The organism is Planktothrix sp. FACHB-1365 (assembly GCF_014697575.1).
Taxonomy (GTDB): Bacteria; Cyanobacteriota; Cyanobacteriia; order Cyanobacteriales; family Microcoleaceae; genus Planktothrix.
The window spans coordinates 101695-116130 of sequence record NZ_JACJSC010000005.1; the positions used below are offsets into that span (position 1 = coordinate 101695).

Here is a 14436-nt window from a genome sequence, read left to right on the forward strand (position 1 = left end):
GCTTAGGAATGCTAAAATCACTCACAAGAATACTGTTGACGGAGAATAGAGAAAATGCTCTTTGCGCCAGTTGAAGAAAAAATGTGGGAGAAATCTTCCTCAAAACGTCAAAAAAAAATGTCGGATGGAGAAATTAATGATAAATACTCCTCCCAAGAAAACCGCATCCTAACTGAAATTAATCGTGAAAAGCTGCCTAGCTTTGCTGAGGCTTTAAAAAAAAACGGATATATGAATGTACAACCCGTTTACCAAAGAAGACCTCGATGGGATGACAAGATGAAGTCACGATTAATTGAGTCATTCCTAATTAATATCCCTGTTCCACCCATTATTCTGTTTGAAATAGATTACAACTCTTATGAAGTCATGGATGGTCAACAGAGAATTACAGCAATTAAAGAGTTCTATGAAAACAAACTCAAACTAACAGGACTCGAACTTTGGCCAGAAATCAATGGACGTACTTATGATCAACTTCCAATTAAAGTTAAAGCAGGAATTGATCGTCGATCCATCTCATCTATTGTTATTATTGCAGAATCAACTTCTGATCCTGAAACAGCTTTGTTCCTCAAACAGAAAAGTTTTGAACGCTTTAATACCGGAGGCGTAGATTTAAGTCAGCAGGAAGTACGGAATTGTTTGTATCATGGGAAGTTTAATTCATTATTACTAGAATTATCTCGTCATCCTATCTTTACTCAATCTTGGGGAATTCCTATCGATGAAAATGACCCTGATTTATTAAACAATAATCTTTATAAAAAAATGGAGGATGCAGAATTAGTGCTTCGTTTCTTTGCTTTAAGGAATGTAGACCATTTTCAACGAGGAATGGAAGGATTTCTTGATCTTTATATGATCAAAAGTTCAAATTTTTCTGATGAGGATATTTTAGTTCTAAAGGAAGTTTTTTTAGAAACAATTCGTCTAGCTTACGAAATTTATAACGATAATTTATTCAAACCCTTTGATCCAAAATCTAGGACTTGGAAGAAAGATTCCTATAAAGCTTATTATGATGCGGTCATGGTTGGATTTAATCGGCATTTGGATGAAGCTGAAATTTTAATTAATCAAAAACAAAAAATTATTGAAGAAACAAAGAAACTCTTTGAACGGGAAGAATCACGTCTTTTAACAGGAGGTGGAAAAAGTAAAGCAGAAATTCAACAACGAATCCAAATCTTTGATGATATGCTATTGCAGGTTATTGGAGAATAGCTTGCAATGTTTGAGAATCTTTTAGAAACATCCAGTATAAAAATTGCAACTGTTCGTGCAATGCTCCAGACTAATGATAGACTTAGGGCAATTGTTTTTGGAAAACAAAGTTTAAATAAAGATCCATTGCCGGAAAATAATGATTTTCTGGAATTGGCTCAAGAATTTCCTGGAGAAATTGAATGGAAAATCTATGACCACTGTGCTACTGTAATGCGATTGTACGCCATTTATGAACGATTTGTTGAAGATTTAATCTCCGAATGGTTACAACTTTTACCTGAGTTAATTTCCAGTTATTCCGATTTAGATGAAACAATTCAAAATACCCATCGAGAGGGAATTGGACGATTATTAATATACCCGAAAAAGATACGATTTGAAGACCCTGAAAACCAAAATCTATCTATTTATTATAAAAAAGTGGTTCAAGGGTTTTTGGCTGCCCTTAGTGATCATGAAAAATACGAGTTACTTCCTGAAATTTTTATATTCCATGAACAAAATTTAAGAAAGGATGCGTTAGTGGAATTATTCACTAACGCGGGAATTGAAAAGGCTTGGGAATGGATTATTCACTATCGACAGATTAAATATTTTATAGAGCAAGTCCGAGGAAATCAAAATACCGCCGAAGCAGAACTTAAACAATTTATTCACTATCGGAATAAAGCAGCACATGGATCAATTAATGAAATTTTAGGAATTCAAGAATTGCTATATTTAGCAGATTTTGTCGAAGCATTATGCCAAGCTTTAGCTGAATTAGTAACTTATCAAATCCTTTTAAAAAAAGTATCCATTGGACAAGCTCAAAAAGTTGGACGAGTTACGGAGTGGTTTAAAAAGCAAAAAGCAGCCATCGTAATAGTAGAGAATATAACTTTATCTGTAGGAGATAAGTTATTTCTAGTAAATGAAGAATCCTCTTATTGTTCTTTGACGAGAATTGAGAGTATTCAAATAGACAGTCAACCTAGAAATGAAGTTAAAATATCTTCTCCTACAGAAGTGGGATTAAAGTTTAATATTGATACTCGAAAAGGATTTAGCCTGTATCTAATCAATTAAAGTTACTACTTCTAATATTTCCTGAAGGAATAGAAGCAATTAATTGACGAGTATAAGCTTGTTTGGGATGGCGATAAATTTCCTCGGCGGTTCCCATTTCTTCAATTTTTCCTTGATTCATTACAATCATGCGATCGCTCATAAATTTAACCACACTTAAATCATGGGAAATAAAAATATAAGTGAGATTAAATTCCCCTTGTAACTCTTTCAATAAGTTCAATACTTGCGCCTGTACCGACACATCCAACGCTGAAACAGATTCATCACAAATAATAAATTTAGGGTTCAATGCTAACGCTCTGGCGATACAAATTCGTTGGCGTTGTCCCCCTGAAAATTCATGGGGATAACGACGCATTAAATCAGGATTTAACCCAACTCTTTCTAATAAATAAGCCACGCGATCGCGTTTTTCTTGAAACGTTTGTCCGACTGAATGAATAATTAACGGTTCCATGACCGCATCCCCAATGCTGATTCTAGGGTCAAGGGAACTAAAGGGATCTTGAAAAATAATTTGCAGATTCCGTCTGACCCAACGCATTTTTTGATTAAATTGTTGTTGATTTTGGTAATTTTTAAACCCACTAAATATCGAGGTTTCTAACGGAGGAGCCGTAATATCCTGACCTTCAAAAAAGACTTGACCACTCAAAGGTCTAATCAGTTGTAAAATCGCTCTGGATAAGGTACTTTTTCCGCAGCCTGACTCTCCCACTAACCCTAATGTTTCCCCCGAATAGACATCAAAGGAAACATCATTAACCGCCATTAATAATCGTTTGGTTTTTCCTAATATTCCTGGGATTTTAAACGCAACTCTTAAATTTTTAACCGATAAAAGAGGCTGATCTGAGGGTAAACTCGATAAAAATGCCTTAGATTTTAAAGCAATATTATTATAACTTTTAACAGGTTCTACTAAAGTTTTTTCTCGGATTTCTACCTCTCCATTATCCAGCGTAATAATATCCATAAAATCAGCCACCGTTGGTAAACGTTCAGCCGGAGTATCTAACGTGGGACGACAAGCTAATAATCCTTTTGTATAGGGATTTTGAGGGGTTGTAAAAATTTGCTGAATTGTTCCAGATTCAACTATTTTCCCTTGGAACATCACCGCCACTTGATCCGCAATTTGAGCTACAATTCCTAAATCATGGGTAATAAAAATCATCGCCATTCCTCGGCGTTCTTGTAATTCTTGAAGTAAATCTAATATTGTGGCTTGTACAGTAACATCTAACGCCGTTGTCGGTTCATCTGCAATTAATAATATCGGGTTACAAGAAATTGCCATTGCAATCATCACCCGTTGCAATTGTCCCCCCGATAATTCATGGGGATATCGATCTAACATGGCTCGTTTTTGAGCATTAATTTGTTGAATAACTTCTCGTTTTCGGCTCCGTTTATCTTGTAATTCCTGGGGAGAACGAGAGATTGATTGATGTTTTTGTGCTTCTAACGCTTGCTGCATTAATTCATCATCACTGGGGAGTAATTTCACTTCTTGTAATAATGATGCGGCTTTCCACATCGCTTGTTTGGGGGAAACCTGTTCATGCTGCATAATGGCTTCTGTTAATTGAAACCCAATGGTAAAAACAGGGTTCAAAGAGGTCATGGGTTCCTGAAAAATCATGGAAATTTGACCGCCTCGATAGGTTTGTTTTTGAGTTGGTGAAAGTTGTAATAAATTAACAGGTTGAGAATAGGGACTATAATCTTCAGATTCAGGAATTTGAAACCCAATTTCTCCCTCTACTTTCGCGGTGGCGCTGGAAAGTAACCCCATAATAGCCAAGGCGGTCACGGATTTTCCTGAACCGGACTCTCCGACAATTCCTAACGTTTCTCCCCGTCCCACCTGAAAGGAAATTCCATCAACGGCGGTAACAGTCCGTTCATCGGTGTCAAACTCAACCCGCAGATTATTCACATTCAGAACAACATATTGCATGGAAGTTACCGCCTTTATACATTATCTATATCTTGAATCAATTTAACAGAAGATGGGAAAATAGGGGATAAAATGGCGTCGCACTAACCCGAAAGGATGGCATCAATGTTAAAATCCGAAAATAGAAACAAATAGCCACTTTACTCAATTATGAATATTAAAGCTATTATTCACGAGGCAGAAGAGGGAGGGTATTGGGCAGAAGTTCCTGCACTCCCTGGATGTGTGACCCAAGGGGAAACTTGGGAAGAAGTGATGGGAAATCTGCAAGAAGCGATAGAAGGTTGGTTAGAGGTGGCAAATGAAACTCAACTTCAGGTTGAGTTTAAGTGATTGTTAGGGAAACTTTAAATGATGTTAACAGATTATATTTATGTAGCCATGAATTGAGCAAAATATGAGATTTTAGAGGATGGGATATTTTATGGAGAAATCCCCAACTGTCAGGGAGTTTGGAGTAGTGGCAAAACCTTAGAAGAATGTCGAGAAAATTTACAAGATGCGTTAGAAGGATGGATCATTTTAGGGTTACGTTTAGGTCATCAATTACCGATTTTAGAAAATATCAAGATATGATTAAACGTTAAGCGATCGCTTTCTATTATATCTTAATTCCCTAATCTGTTATCCCCTCAACTATTTTGATTTCTTCTTCTGTTAATCCATATAATTGATAAACCAGTTGATCAATTTTTGTTTCAAAATTCTTAACATCTTCCTCTTGAGGATTAAGACATTTTTCAACAAGGTTTGTTATGGCTTGACACTCTGATTGGCTGGAGGTGGGAATAGGGAAATCTTTCATAAATATTGAGCTTGGTTCGTAGAAATCCCCCTGTAATTTTGATAGTAAATTCTGAAACAAAAACCCCACAACCCTAGAGTTAAGAACTGCGAGTAGAAATTTATCAGGGGTAGGAATAATAAATGCTTTCTGATTTGTATAATAGCCTAATTCATCCCAAGCAAATTCATTACTCTTACAAATATTTGGATAAATAATTTTAGATTCTTCAAATTCTTTCCAGTAAATACAAGATCGCAATTCCCAAAAGAATTTACCCTGATCACATCTTTTAATTAAGGCTTCCTTAAATTGATTAAAATATTGAAAAATCCCAGGATATGTGTTATAAAAAATCTTTTCTGCTTCTTTTTCTGGTTGATCAGACCAAGGATGTTTTTTATTTTCAGAAGACTCAATTTTGATCAAATATTGATCAGCAAAATCTACTCGCCATTTTTTAACATCACGACCACGCAGCAAAGGTTTAATAACTTCCGCAGACGAAGAATGTTCAGCGATTAATTTATCTCTTGTTTGGCGATCAATGATAAAAGCCTCGTTAAATCCTGTTTTAATACCATAATAAAATCTACCATTTACATATTCTCCTAACGGTGTACCAGTATTTCGCAGTTTCGCCAGCAAGTCCAAAACCTGAGAAGATTCTAGTCGCCAACCATCAGATTTTAAGTTTCTCTGAGGAATTATCAAACTATCCTGCTCTAAAACCGCCACAAATTGTGAAATATTTTGTTTTTTTGTTAGATCCCATGATAAAGCTTTTAATTCATTCGCGTCAGATTTCAATTTACTTAAAGAGATAATGCTAGGATAAGCGATCGCTTCTTCAAAAACCGGAAAATCACCGAAATCGATTAAATGATAAATCGTTGTTTTATCTCTCAAAAGTTGACGCAACTTTTCACCATAACCTGCTCTCAAATATTTATTAGAGGAGATATAAATTAAATTACCTTTTGCTTTTAATAGATGCAAACCTAATTCATAAAAGTAAACAAATATATCACTAATACCTGTATAACATTGATAATTTTTCTGTAAAATTGCCTTAAATTCCTTAATTTCTTCTTGTCTAATATAAGGCGGATTTCCAATCACCACATCAAACCCAATAAACCTTCCTATATCATCCAAAACTTCAGGAAACTCAAACCGCCATTCAAACGCATTTTCATAAATTTTACCGCTTTCAATTTCCTCAATTTCTATCCTTAACTTATCAATCTCATTATTTAACTTAACAATTTTTTTATCCCGTGCTTTCTGTTCCGCTTTAGTTTCCTCAAATAATAAAAGTTGATTCTCTAAACTATAAACCTCTCCCTCTAACTGTCTTAACTTCGTTTTCTTCGGGTCAGTCCCTTGAAGAGTGGTTTTAAAATTACCTTTAATCGTATTCATTAACTTTTCCATCTCTCGCTTTTGCTGTTTATTCTCAGCATGACGATAGGTTTCAACAGCCTTTTGATAAGTTTCAATGTCAATTTTATTTTTCTTTAACGCTGGTTTTAAATCCGCATCCAAAGGAAACCGACTAATTAACGAGTTACCGCATTTTATATTAATATCAATATTCGGTAAGGTTTCCAATTCAGAATAATTCGTATCTGTTTTATAATAGGCATTTTTTAACAATTCTATCCATAACCTTAACCGACAAATCTTAACCGAGTTGGGGTTAATATCCACCCCAAACAAGCAATTTTCAATCATCGTTTGCTTTTCATGAAATAAAGTTTCTTGAACCCGTTGACTTTCCTGATTTTGAGGGGTATATTTAAACGGTTGATTATCTTCATCGGTAATAATTAATTCATCATTTTCTACCGTAATTTGATATTCTTTTAATCGTCTCCCGCCTTGATCTTGTAAAATCTTCAAATCATGTTTAATGGCGATCAGTTCGTTCAACGCCGAAACTAAAAAATGTCCTGACCCCACCGCCGGATCACAAATTTTAAGACGGTTAATAATTTGATTTGCTTCCGTTCTATCTTCAATTTTATCATATAAATCCTTAAGAGTTTGACAATTCCAACCCTTAATTTCATTGAATTTCTGAACAACCGCTTTTCGCAGAGTTTCTCGACACATATACATGGTAATAAAACCAGGGGTAAAATATGACCCATCTTTATAACCGTTAATTTTCTCGAAAATTAATCCTAAAACCGACGCATTAATTAAGGTTTTTTGTTCCTCTTGAATTCCTTCTGACCCTTCACTACTAAAATCATAAGCATCCAGAAACTCAAATAAATATTGTAGGGTGTTGAGTTCTCCCGTCCGTTTATTTCCGTTACCATCTTTTAAAACCGTTGATGAAAAGATGGGTAGTTTTTCTTCTCTGAGATTACTAATAACAATGGTTTGATGTTCAAGTTCAGTCGGTTCAAACAGGGAACTATTCAAATAAGGAACCTGAGCAAATATTCCTGTTAAATCCGGTTTTCGTTCACTAGATTTAACCGCTAAGACTTGGAAAAATAACCGATCTAAATCACCCAAATCATGAATTTTATTTGTATTTAAAAAAGCAAAATCAGAATTTCCTTTATGGTAAGTGATTAATTGAGATTCTAATAATTTTAAAAATAGAATCCGGTTCATCCAAGTAATGGATAATTCTAACGCAATATTAAAAAGTTGTTCGGGTTCGGTTTCTCCAAATTGTTCGGGGTTTTCCAGTCGAGAAATTTTATCTAAACTATCGAGTTGTAAAATAGCATTTTCAATCAGTGAACCCGGATTTTGTTTATCTTTGGGTAGACGTTGGATCAGTTTTTTATTCTTTTCTTTGGTTTCGGTTAAACCAATAATATACAGTAATTCACTATAAAACCCTTTGTCTAAAGTATTACTATCATTCGCAATGGGTAATTTTAATAAATGTTGAGGAGACAGTAACTTAAATAAAGCGATTAGTTTTTCATCATCTTCAGGGTTATTATTTCTAACCAATTGTTCATAATCTCGAATATCAAAATAAGTAAATATTAGTTCATGTTTAATAGCTTCAATGGCAGGTTTAGCAATTTCCTTATAGAAAAAATCCGTTGTTTTACCCGTTAAGCGTCCGGCTTCAAAATCTTCAAATTGTTGAATTAATGGTTTATTTTCACAAAAATATTTTTCAAAACTCTGAGCATCAAAAATAAACCATTCATAAATATTAGTAATAATTAAATATTTAATTTCTAGGTTTTTATTGTTAATTCGTTCTCTTAAAAAATATAAAACCAACTCTTGTAAAGCTTTTGCGTTCAGGTTTTCGACCTTCACCATTTCAGCTTTATTTTTGGGTTTCTTAACTTCTAAAATAATACCGACACTGCTTTTAGACTCTTTTTGATTGTGAATAACGAGATCGTTTCGTTCTTTGGTATTAATAAAATAGTTAGGACTATAATAGGTATTTTTCAGGAAATCAGCCATGAGATTTTTATGAAATTCTTCTGACTCCTTTTCATTAATTTGATCAAGGAGATTAATCAAATTAGCTTTAAATTGTTCAATATCGCTCCTGCTAACTTTAACTTTCAGAAACGCTTTATTTAATGCTTCTCTGGGTTGTCTGGGGTGATTGTTCACGATCAAAACCTCAAAAAACAAGACTGATCATTGTTCCCAGGCTGAAGCTTGGGAATGGTTCAGGGGGTTCTACCTCCAAATTAATTCTACATCCCAGAGAAACCGGGTTTCTGCGTTGATATAGCTAACTCACCCAGAAACTTGCTGAGAAACCCGGTTTCTGGCGTTACCTCTACATCCCAGAGAAACCGGGTTTCTGCGTTAATATAGCTAACTCACCCAGAAACTTGCTGAGAAACCCGGTTTCTGGCGTTACCTCTACATCCCAGAGAAACCGGGTTTCTGCGTTAATATGGCTAACCCACCCGCAAACTTGTTGAGAAACCCGGTTTCTGACTCTATATATATAGATCAAACGTACAATGTAACGAAATATTACAATAATGCCGTCATAGAGGTATAGCGTCTTGACATCTGAGAAGGGGTTCGTTATCTTGAAATACATACCCGGGTACACAAGTTCACTGTCCTATGCAAAATAAGCAAAAGGTAACTCTCTATCTTCCGCCTGAACTGCACCGCAAATTAAAAATTAAAGCGGCAGTTGAATCAGAACCGATGTCATCCATTGCCGAACGAGCCATTGTTTTCTACCTGACTAATCCCGAATTGGTAGACGAAGTGGAGACATCCTACGGACAAACCCATCGGGTTTACTCCTGTCCAGATTGTTCCAGTTCCATCGTCATGAAGGAAGGGGAATTGACCTCATTAAGAGAGCAACCCAGCGTCCTATCCGATGATGAACTCCCCGTCCAATCCGTCAGAGATGTTGAATCGACAACGGCCCAATCGGGAGAAGAAGAACTGGTTCCCTGCTAAATCCCTGGCTTCGATGCTGGCGCGAGTTGTGTTCAGAATCGGACGTTAGGAATCAAAAATCCTGTAAACGTTACACCGTCTCTATTGGATCGAGGACTATGCAAGAAGAACTTAGTATCTTAATTGAAGCCCGATATCCTCTGATCTACCTCGTCACCTCTGAGGAAGAGCGGTCTGAGCAGGCTATCGCCAAAATCGCGCAAGCCAAACGCCAGAGAGAGGTATATGTGTGGACAGTCACTCGTGGCTTAGTCAAATATGATCAAGCACGAACAGCAGTTCAGTCCAACACGGTTTCCCCTCAAGCGGCGATTGAATGGGTGATTCGACATAGAGAGCCTAACGTAAGCGGAGGTATCTATATTTTTAAAGATTTGCATCCCTTCAAAGATTCTCCTGAAGTGACCCGGTGTTTACGGGATGCGATCGCAAGTTTCAAAGGCACAAACAAGACGATCATCTTGATGTCGCCGATTCAATCTATTCCCATCGAGCTAGAGAAAGAAGTTGTGGTTCTGGACTTCGCTCTGCCCGATATGAAGGAACTCAATCAAGTGTTAACAGCCCAACTGGAGCAAGCCCGGTCTCGACGTTTAACCACCGAAGGACGAGAAAAACTGCTCAAAGCAGCATTAGGCTTAACCCGGGATGAGGCTGAGAAGGTGTACCGGAAAGCTCAAGTCACCGCCGGACGTCTGACTGAAGAGGAAGTTGATGTTGTTCTCACTGAGAAAAAGCAACTGATTCGACGCAATGGCATCTTAGAATACATTGATGTCGATGAAACCATTGATTCAGTCGGCGGTTTAGAAGAACTGAAGCGGTGGCTATACCAACGCTCCAACGCCTTCACCGAAAGAGCCAGAGAATATGGCCTACCCCAACCCAAGGGAATGTTAATCTTAGGGATACCCGGATGTGGAAAATCCCTGATTGCCAAAACCACCTCTCGGTTATGGGGATTACCCTTACTGCGATTAGATATGGGTCGGGTATATGACGGTTCAATGGTGGGACGTTCCGAAGCCAACCTGAGAAACGCTTTAAAAACGGCTGAATCGATTTCTCCAGTGATTCTATTCATCGATGAATTAGATAAATCCTTCGCCGGAAGTGCCGGAAGTGCTGACTCAGATGGTGGAACCTCTAGCCGGATCTTTGGATCATTCCTCACCTGGATGCAGGAAAAAAGCTCACCTGTATTTGTGATGGCAACGGCCAACCGCGTTGAACGCTTACCCGGAGAATTCCTCAGAAAAGGCCGATTTGATGAAATCTTCTTTGTAGATCTTCCCACAAAAGAAGAACGCCAAGATATTTTTAGAATTCATCTGTCCAAACGCCGTCGGGAAATTGAACGCTTCGATTTAGAGCAACTTTCTACCGTTTCCGAAGGCTTTTCTGGAGCAGAAATTGAGCAAGCCGTAATCGCTTCGATGTACGAGGCTTTTGCTCAAGACCGCGAGTTTACGCAGCTTGATATCATTGCCGCGATTAAGTCCACTTTGCCCTTGTCCAAGACCATGAACGAACAGGTCACCGCACTACGAGATTGGGCAAGACAGCGTGCACGTCCGGCTGCGTCCTCCGTCGCTGAATATCAGCGCATGGAGTTCTAAAAGCTTACTCCTAGTCCAAATAGGAGGTAAGGCTAGTCACCTAAACAGGCTAGCAGTTCCCAAAAAAAAAGCCGTCCAATCATTAAAGGCGGCATTGATTCTAACCAAACCGTTGTTGTTTCGTTTTCAGTTCCACGGAGGATACCTAAATGTCTCACTTTAGCACACTGCGTACCAAAATCACCGATTCCGAAATCCTGAAAGCTTCTCTGCGTGATCTGGGCATTAGCACCAAAACCAGCGCAGATGTCCGGGGTTACAATGGCCAACGGGTTCGTGCCGACTTGGTTGCAGTTCTTGAAGGCGAATATGACCTCGGTTGGTCTCGCAACAGCGATGGTACCTACGATTTAATTGCTGATCTGTGGGGTGTTGCTAAAAAACACAACCAGACCGAACTGATCAACTCCATTAATCAAAAGTACGCCGTTAACAAGACCTTAGCTGATGTCAAACAGCGCGGTCTGCAAAACGCCAACGTGAAATTGGTCGTCCAAAAATAGTTGGTCAAAGCGTTCCCAAGCTTGCGGGTTAACCGAATTTAGACGGGTTAACCCGTTTTTCTATTTGCAACTCGATCAATTTATAAGATATCCTAAGTATATTCAATAGAGTGGATCGATAATCTACTCCTTAATAAGCGTAGCAAATTCTCATGCAAACTGAAGCTTTTAGCGAGCTTTTTCCACTATTCAAGGGGGCCAATCCTGAAACATTAGAATGGCTGCTATCCGTTGCTGTCAAACATGAATATCCCGCCGACCGGGCTGTTGTCATGGAAGATGCTTGGGGGAATGCCGTTTATTTTGTCGTTTCTGGGTGGGTAAAAGTCCGACGCTTATCTGGGGATGAAGTGGTAACATTAGCCATTTTAGGACACGGCGATTTCTTTGGAGAAATGGCGATTTTAGATGAATCTCCCCGTGCTAATGATGTTATCGCCTTATCGTCAGTCCGATTAATTAGTGTTTCTGCCCAACGCTTTATCCAGACGTTGTTTAAAGATCCGCAACTTCATCATCGAATGTTGCAATTGATGGTGCGTCGTTTGCGCCAAACCAACCAACGGTATCAAATTCGTCACAGACCTCCAGCCGTAAAACTCGCCAATACCCTCGTAGAATTAGCTGAAAATTACGGTCAGCCCACTGAAAAAGGGGCGGATATTTTTAATATTCCCTTCCAAGATTTAGCGGATGTTACAGATATTTCTTTGGAAGAAACAAGCAAAATAATGGATAAAATTATGAGTAAAGGCTGGATGACGATTGATGAAGAACGGCAAGTGATTCATTTGCTCAATCTTAAACATTTAAACCATCTTGCCAGTCAATAAAGCCGAAACTATTTTAATAGATAGGGAATAGGGAATAGGGAATAGGGAATAGGGAAAATAGAATGAACTCCCTGTTTTCTATTCCCTATTTCTTGGATAAACTTATTTTTAATTGCCCAAACTTATGACTGAAGCAACTCAAACTCGTCCTGATTCTTTGACTGAGGTTACTCCTATTTTACAATATTGGGTGGGAATGCCTCAACCCGAATCCCATTTATTTGAAATTAGGTTACAGATTCGAGGAGATATTCTTTCATCTTCCCCCTTAGTGTTAAAAATGCCTGTTTGGACTCCTGGGTCTTATTTGGTGCGGGAATATTCCCGACATTTACAAGATTGGGGCGTTTGTGATCAGGACGGAAACCCCTTAAAATGGAAAAAAGTTAGTAAAAATAATTGGCAAATTTACTCGGAATCAGCTACAAAAATAACAGTTTCCTATCGCATTTTTGCCAATGAATTAACGGTTAGAACTAATCATTTAGATTCGTCTCATGGTTATTTTAATGGGGCGGCTTTATTTCTGTATGTACCGGGATATGAAAAACACCCGATTCAAGTTACTATAGAACCCCCTAAAAATTGGATAGTTACCACAATTTTACCAACGGTTTCTCATCAACTTAATACGTTTTATGCGGCTGATTTTGATACGTTAGTCGATAGTCCCTTTGAAATTGGAACCCATCGGTTATATGAATTTCAAGTTGAAGGAAAATCCCATCAATTAGCAATTTGGGGGGAAGGAAATCTTAATCCTGAACGGTTACTCACGGATTTTCAAAAAATTATAACCGCCGAATCTGAATTATTTGGTGGCTTACCCTACAAACGCTATTTATTTTTATTGCATCTTTATAATCAAGGGTTTGGCGGGTTAGAGCATAAAGAGTCTTGTTCGTTAATTTATTCTCGATTTGGGTTTCGCAATACTGATAAATATAATCGGTTTATGCAGTTAGTCGCCCATGAATTTTTCCATTTATGGAATGTTAAACGAATTCGCCCCAAAGCTTTAGAAGTATTTGATTATGAACAGGAAAATTATACTTCTTCTTTGTGGTTTTCGGAAGGGACAACCAGCTATTATGATATGGTGATTCCCTATCGAGCGGGAATTTTTGATGTTAAAGGCTTTTTAAATGCGATCGCTAAAGATATTACTCGGTTACAAACCATTCCAGGGCGGTTAGTTCAACCCTTAAGTGAGTCAAGTTGGGATACTTGGATTAAACTCTATCGCCGCGAACCCCATAGTGATAATAATCAAATCTCTTATTATTTAAAAGGAGAATTAGTCTCATTTTTACTGGATTTATTAATTAGAGAAAAACAGGGAAATCAGCGATCGCTCGATGATGTTATGCGTCAAATGTGGTCAGAATTTGGTCAACCGGAAATTGGTTTTACTCCCGAACAATTAGAACAGGTAATTGAGTCTATTGCGGAAACCTCGTTAAGGGATTTCTTTCAAAAGTATTTGTATGGACTAGATGAACTTCCCTATAATCAATATTTAGAACCCTTTGGGTTACAATTAATTGCTGAAACAACCGATGAAACTCCCTATTTAGGCTGCAAAGTTGCATCCGAAAAAGGTAGAGAAATGATTAAATTTGTGGAAACCGGAAGTCCGGCTGAAGCCGCAGGATTAGATATTCAGGATGAACTTTTAGCCATTAATGGATTTAAAGTCACCTCTGACCAATTCCAGGAACGGTTAAAAGATTACAAACCGGGCGATACAGTAGAATTAACCTTTTTTCATCAAGATTTGTTGCGAACTTGTCAAGCTACGTTGACATCTCCCCGTCCTAATTATTACAAAATTGTTTCTGTTAGCCAACCAACTCCTCAACAAAAACGAAATTTTGAAGGCTGGTTAGGGTGTCCTTATCACAATTTATAGCCGTCCCAGCAGGGTGATGAAATCTTTTTTTCCCCATTACCCATTCGTAATTCGTAATTCGTAATTCGTAATTCCCTTCTATAT

Annotated in this window: 11 protein-coding genes; 9 read left to right on the forward strand and 2 right to left on the reverse strand. The window is 37.7% G+C overall.

Features of this window, described 5'->3' with window-relative positions; genetic code table 11:
* Positions 1-54 precede the first annotated feature (54 nt).
* Both H6G57_RS09040 and H6G57_RS09045 read left to right on the forward strand, forming a co-directional pair.
* Positions 55-1227: a DUF262 domain-containing protein gene (locus H6G57_RS09040; RefSeq protein ID WP_190517818.1), complete on the forward strand. Its 1173-nt coding sequence runs from the start codon at positions 55-57 to the stop codon at positions 1225-1227.
* A gap of 6 nt (positions 1228-1233) precedes the next feature.
* Entirely contained in the window at positions 1234-2298 is a 1065-nt protein-coding gene (locus H6G57_RS09045; protein WP_190517820.1) for an MAE_28990/MAE_18760 family HEPN-like nuclease, read from the forward strand.
* Here H6G57_RS09045 and H6G57_RS09050 read toward each other — a convergent pair.
* Positions 2291-4264, reverse strand: a complete 1974-nt coding sequence (locus H6G57_RS09050; protein WP_190517821.1) for an ABC transporter ATP-binding protein — start codon at positions 4262-4264, stop codon at positions 2291-2293. The genes H6G57_RS09045 and H6G57_RS09050 overlap by 8 nt on opposite strands.
* Positions 4265-4414: 150 nt before the next feature.
* On the opposite strand from H6G57_RS09050, the gene H6G57_RS09055 reads away from it, so the two are divergent.
* Together H6G57_RS09055 and H6G57_RS29745 are read left to right on the forward strand one after the other, a co-directional pair.
* Positions 4415-4597, forward strand: coding sequence for a type II toxin-antitoxin system HicB family antitoxin (locus H6G57_RS09055; RefSeq protein ID WP_190517822.1), 183 nt, complete (start codon positions 4415-4417; stop codon positions 4595-4597).
* Between the two features lie 69 nt (positions 4598-4666).
* Positions 4667-4840, forward strand: a complete 174-nt coding sequence (locus H6G57_RS29745) for a type II toxin-antitoxin system HicB family antitoxin (RefSeq protein WP_375539514.1) — start codon at positions 4667-4669, stop codon at positions 4838-4840.
* Positions 4841-4880: 40 nt separating this feature from the next.
* Here the strand turns inward: H6G57_RS29745 and H6G57_RS29605 are convergent, their stop codons facing one another.
* Complete coding sequence (locus H6G57_RS29605) at positions 4881-8663, reverse strand: Eco57I restriction-modification methylase domain-containing protein (protein WP_199314132.1); 3783 nt, start codon at positions 8661-8663, stop codon at positions 4881-4883.
* A 471-nt stretch (positions 8664-9134) separates the two neighbouring features.
* Here H6G57_RS29605 and H6G57_RS09065 point away from each other — a divergent pair, with 471 nt between their 5' ends.
* From H6G57_RS09065 to H6G57_RS09085, 5 genes are all read left to right on the forward strand, one after another.
* Positions 9135-9485, forward strand: a complete 351-nt coding sequence (locus H6G57_RS09065; protein ID WP_072718974.1) for a hypothetical protein — start codon at positions 9135-9137, stop codon at positions 9483-9485.
* Positions 9486-9583: 98 nt separating this feature from the next.
* Positions 9584-11104, forward strand: coding sequence for an AAA family ATPase (locus tag H6G57_RS09070; RefSeq protein WP_190517825.1), 1521 nt, complete (start codon positions 9584-9586; stop codon positions 11102-11104).
* A gap of 149 nt (positions 11105-11253) precedes the next feature.
* Entirely contained in the window at positions 11254-11607 is a 354-nt protein-coding gene (locus tag H6G57_RS09075; RefSeq protein WP_072718976.1) for a DUF1257 domain-containing protein, read from the forward strand.
* Positions 11608-11759: 152 nt separating this feature from the next.
* Positions 11760-12440, forward strand: a complete 681-nt coding sequence (locus tag H6G57_RS09080; protein WP_072718977.1) for a Crp/Fnr family transcriptional regulator — start codon at positions 11760-11762, stop codon at positions 12438-12440.
* A gap of 124 nt (positions 12441-12564) precedes the next feature.
* Positions 12565-14352, forward strand: a complete 1788-nt coding sequence (locus H6G57_RS09085) for a M61 family metallopeptidase (protein WP_190517827.1) — start codon at positions 12565-12567, stop codon at positions 14350-14352.
* Positions 14353-14436: the final 84 nt, after the last annotated feature.

Excerpts from the sequence above, each read along its gene's own strand:
- H6G57_RS09045 (WP_190517820.1), top strand. The coding sequence starts at position 1,234 with ATGTTTGAGAATCTTTTAGAAACATCCAGTATAAAAATTGCAACTGTT.
- H6G57_RS09075 (WP_072718976.1), top strand. The coding sequence starts at position 11,254 with ATGTCTCACTTTAGCACACTGCGTACCAAAATCACCGATTCCGAAATC.
- H6G57_RS09055 (WP_190517822.1), top strand. The coding sequence starts at position 4,415 with ATGAATATTAAAGCTATTATTCACGAGGCAGAAGAGGGAGGGTATTGG.
- H6G57_RS09080 (WP_072718977.1), top strand. The coding sequence starts at position 11,760 with ATGCAAACTGAAGCTTTTAGCGAGCTTTTTCCACTATTCAAGGGGGCC.
- H6G57_RS09070 (WP_190517825.1), top strand. The coding sequence starts at position 9,584 with ATGCAAGAAGAACTTAGTATCTTAATTGAAGCCCGATATCCTCTGATC.
- H6G57_RS09065 (WP_072718974.1), top strand. The coding sequence starts at position 9,135 with ATGCAAAATAAGCAAAAGGTAACTCTCTATCTTCCGCCTGAACTGCAC.
- H6G57_RS09050 (WP_190517821.1), bottom strand. The coding sequence starts at position 4,264 with ATGCAATATGTTGTTCTGAATGTGAATAATCTGCGGGTTGAGTTTGAC.
- H6G57_RS09040 (WP_190517818.1), top strand. The coding sequence starts at position 55 with ATGCTCTTTGCGCCAGTTGAAGAAAAAATGTGGGAGAAATCTTCCTCA.
- H6G57_RS09085 (WP_190517827.1), top strand. The coding sequence starts at position 12,565 with ATGACTGAAGCAACTCAAACTCGTCCTGATTCTTTGACTGAGGTTACT.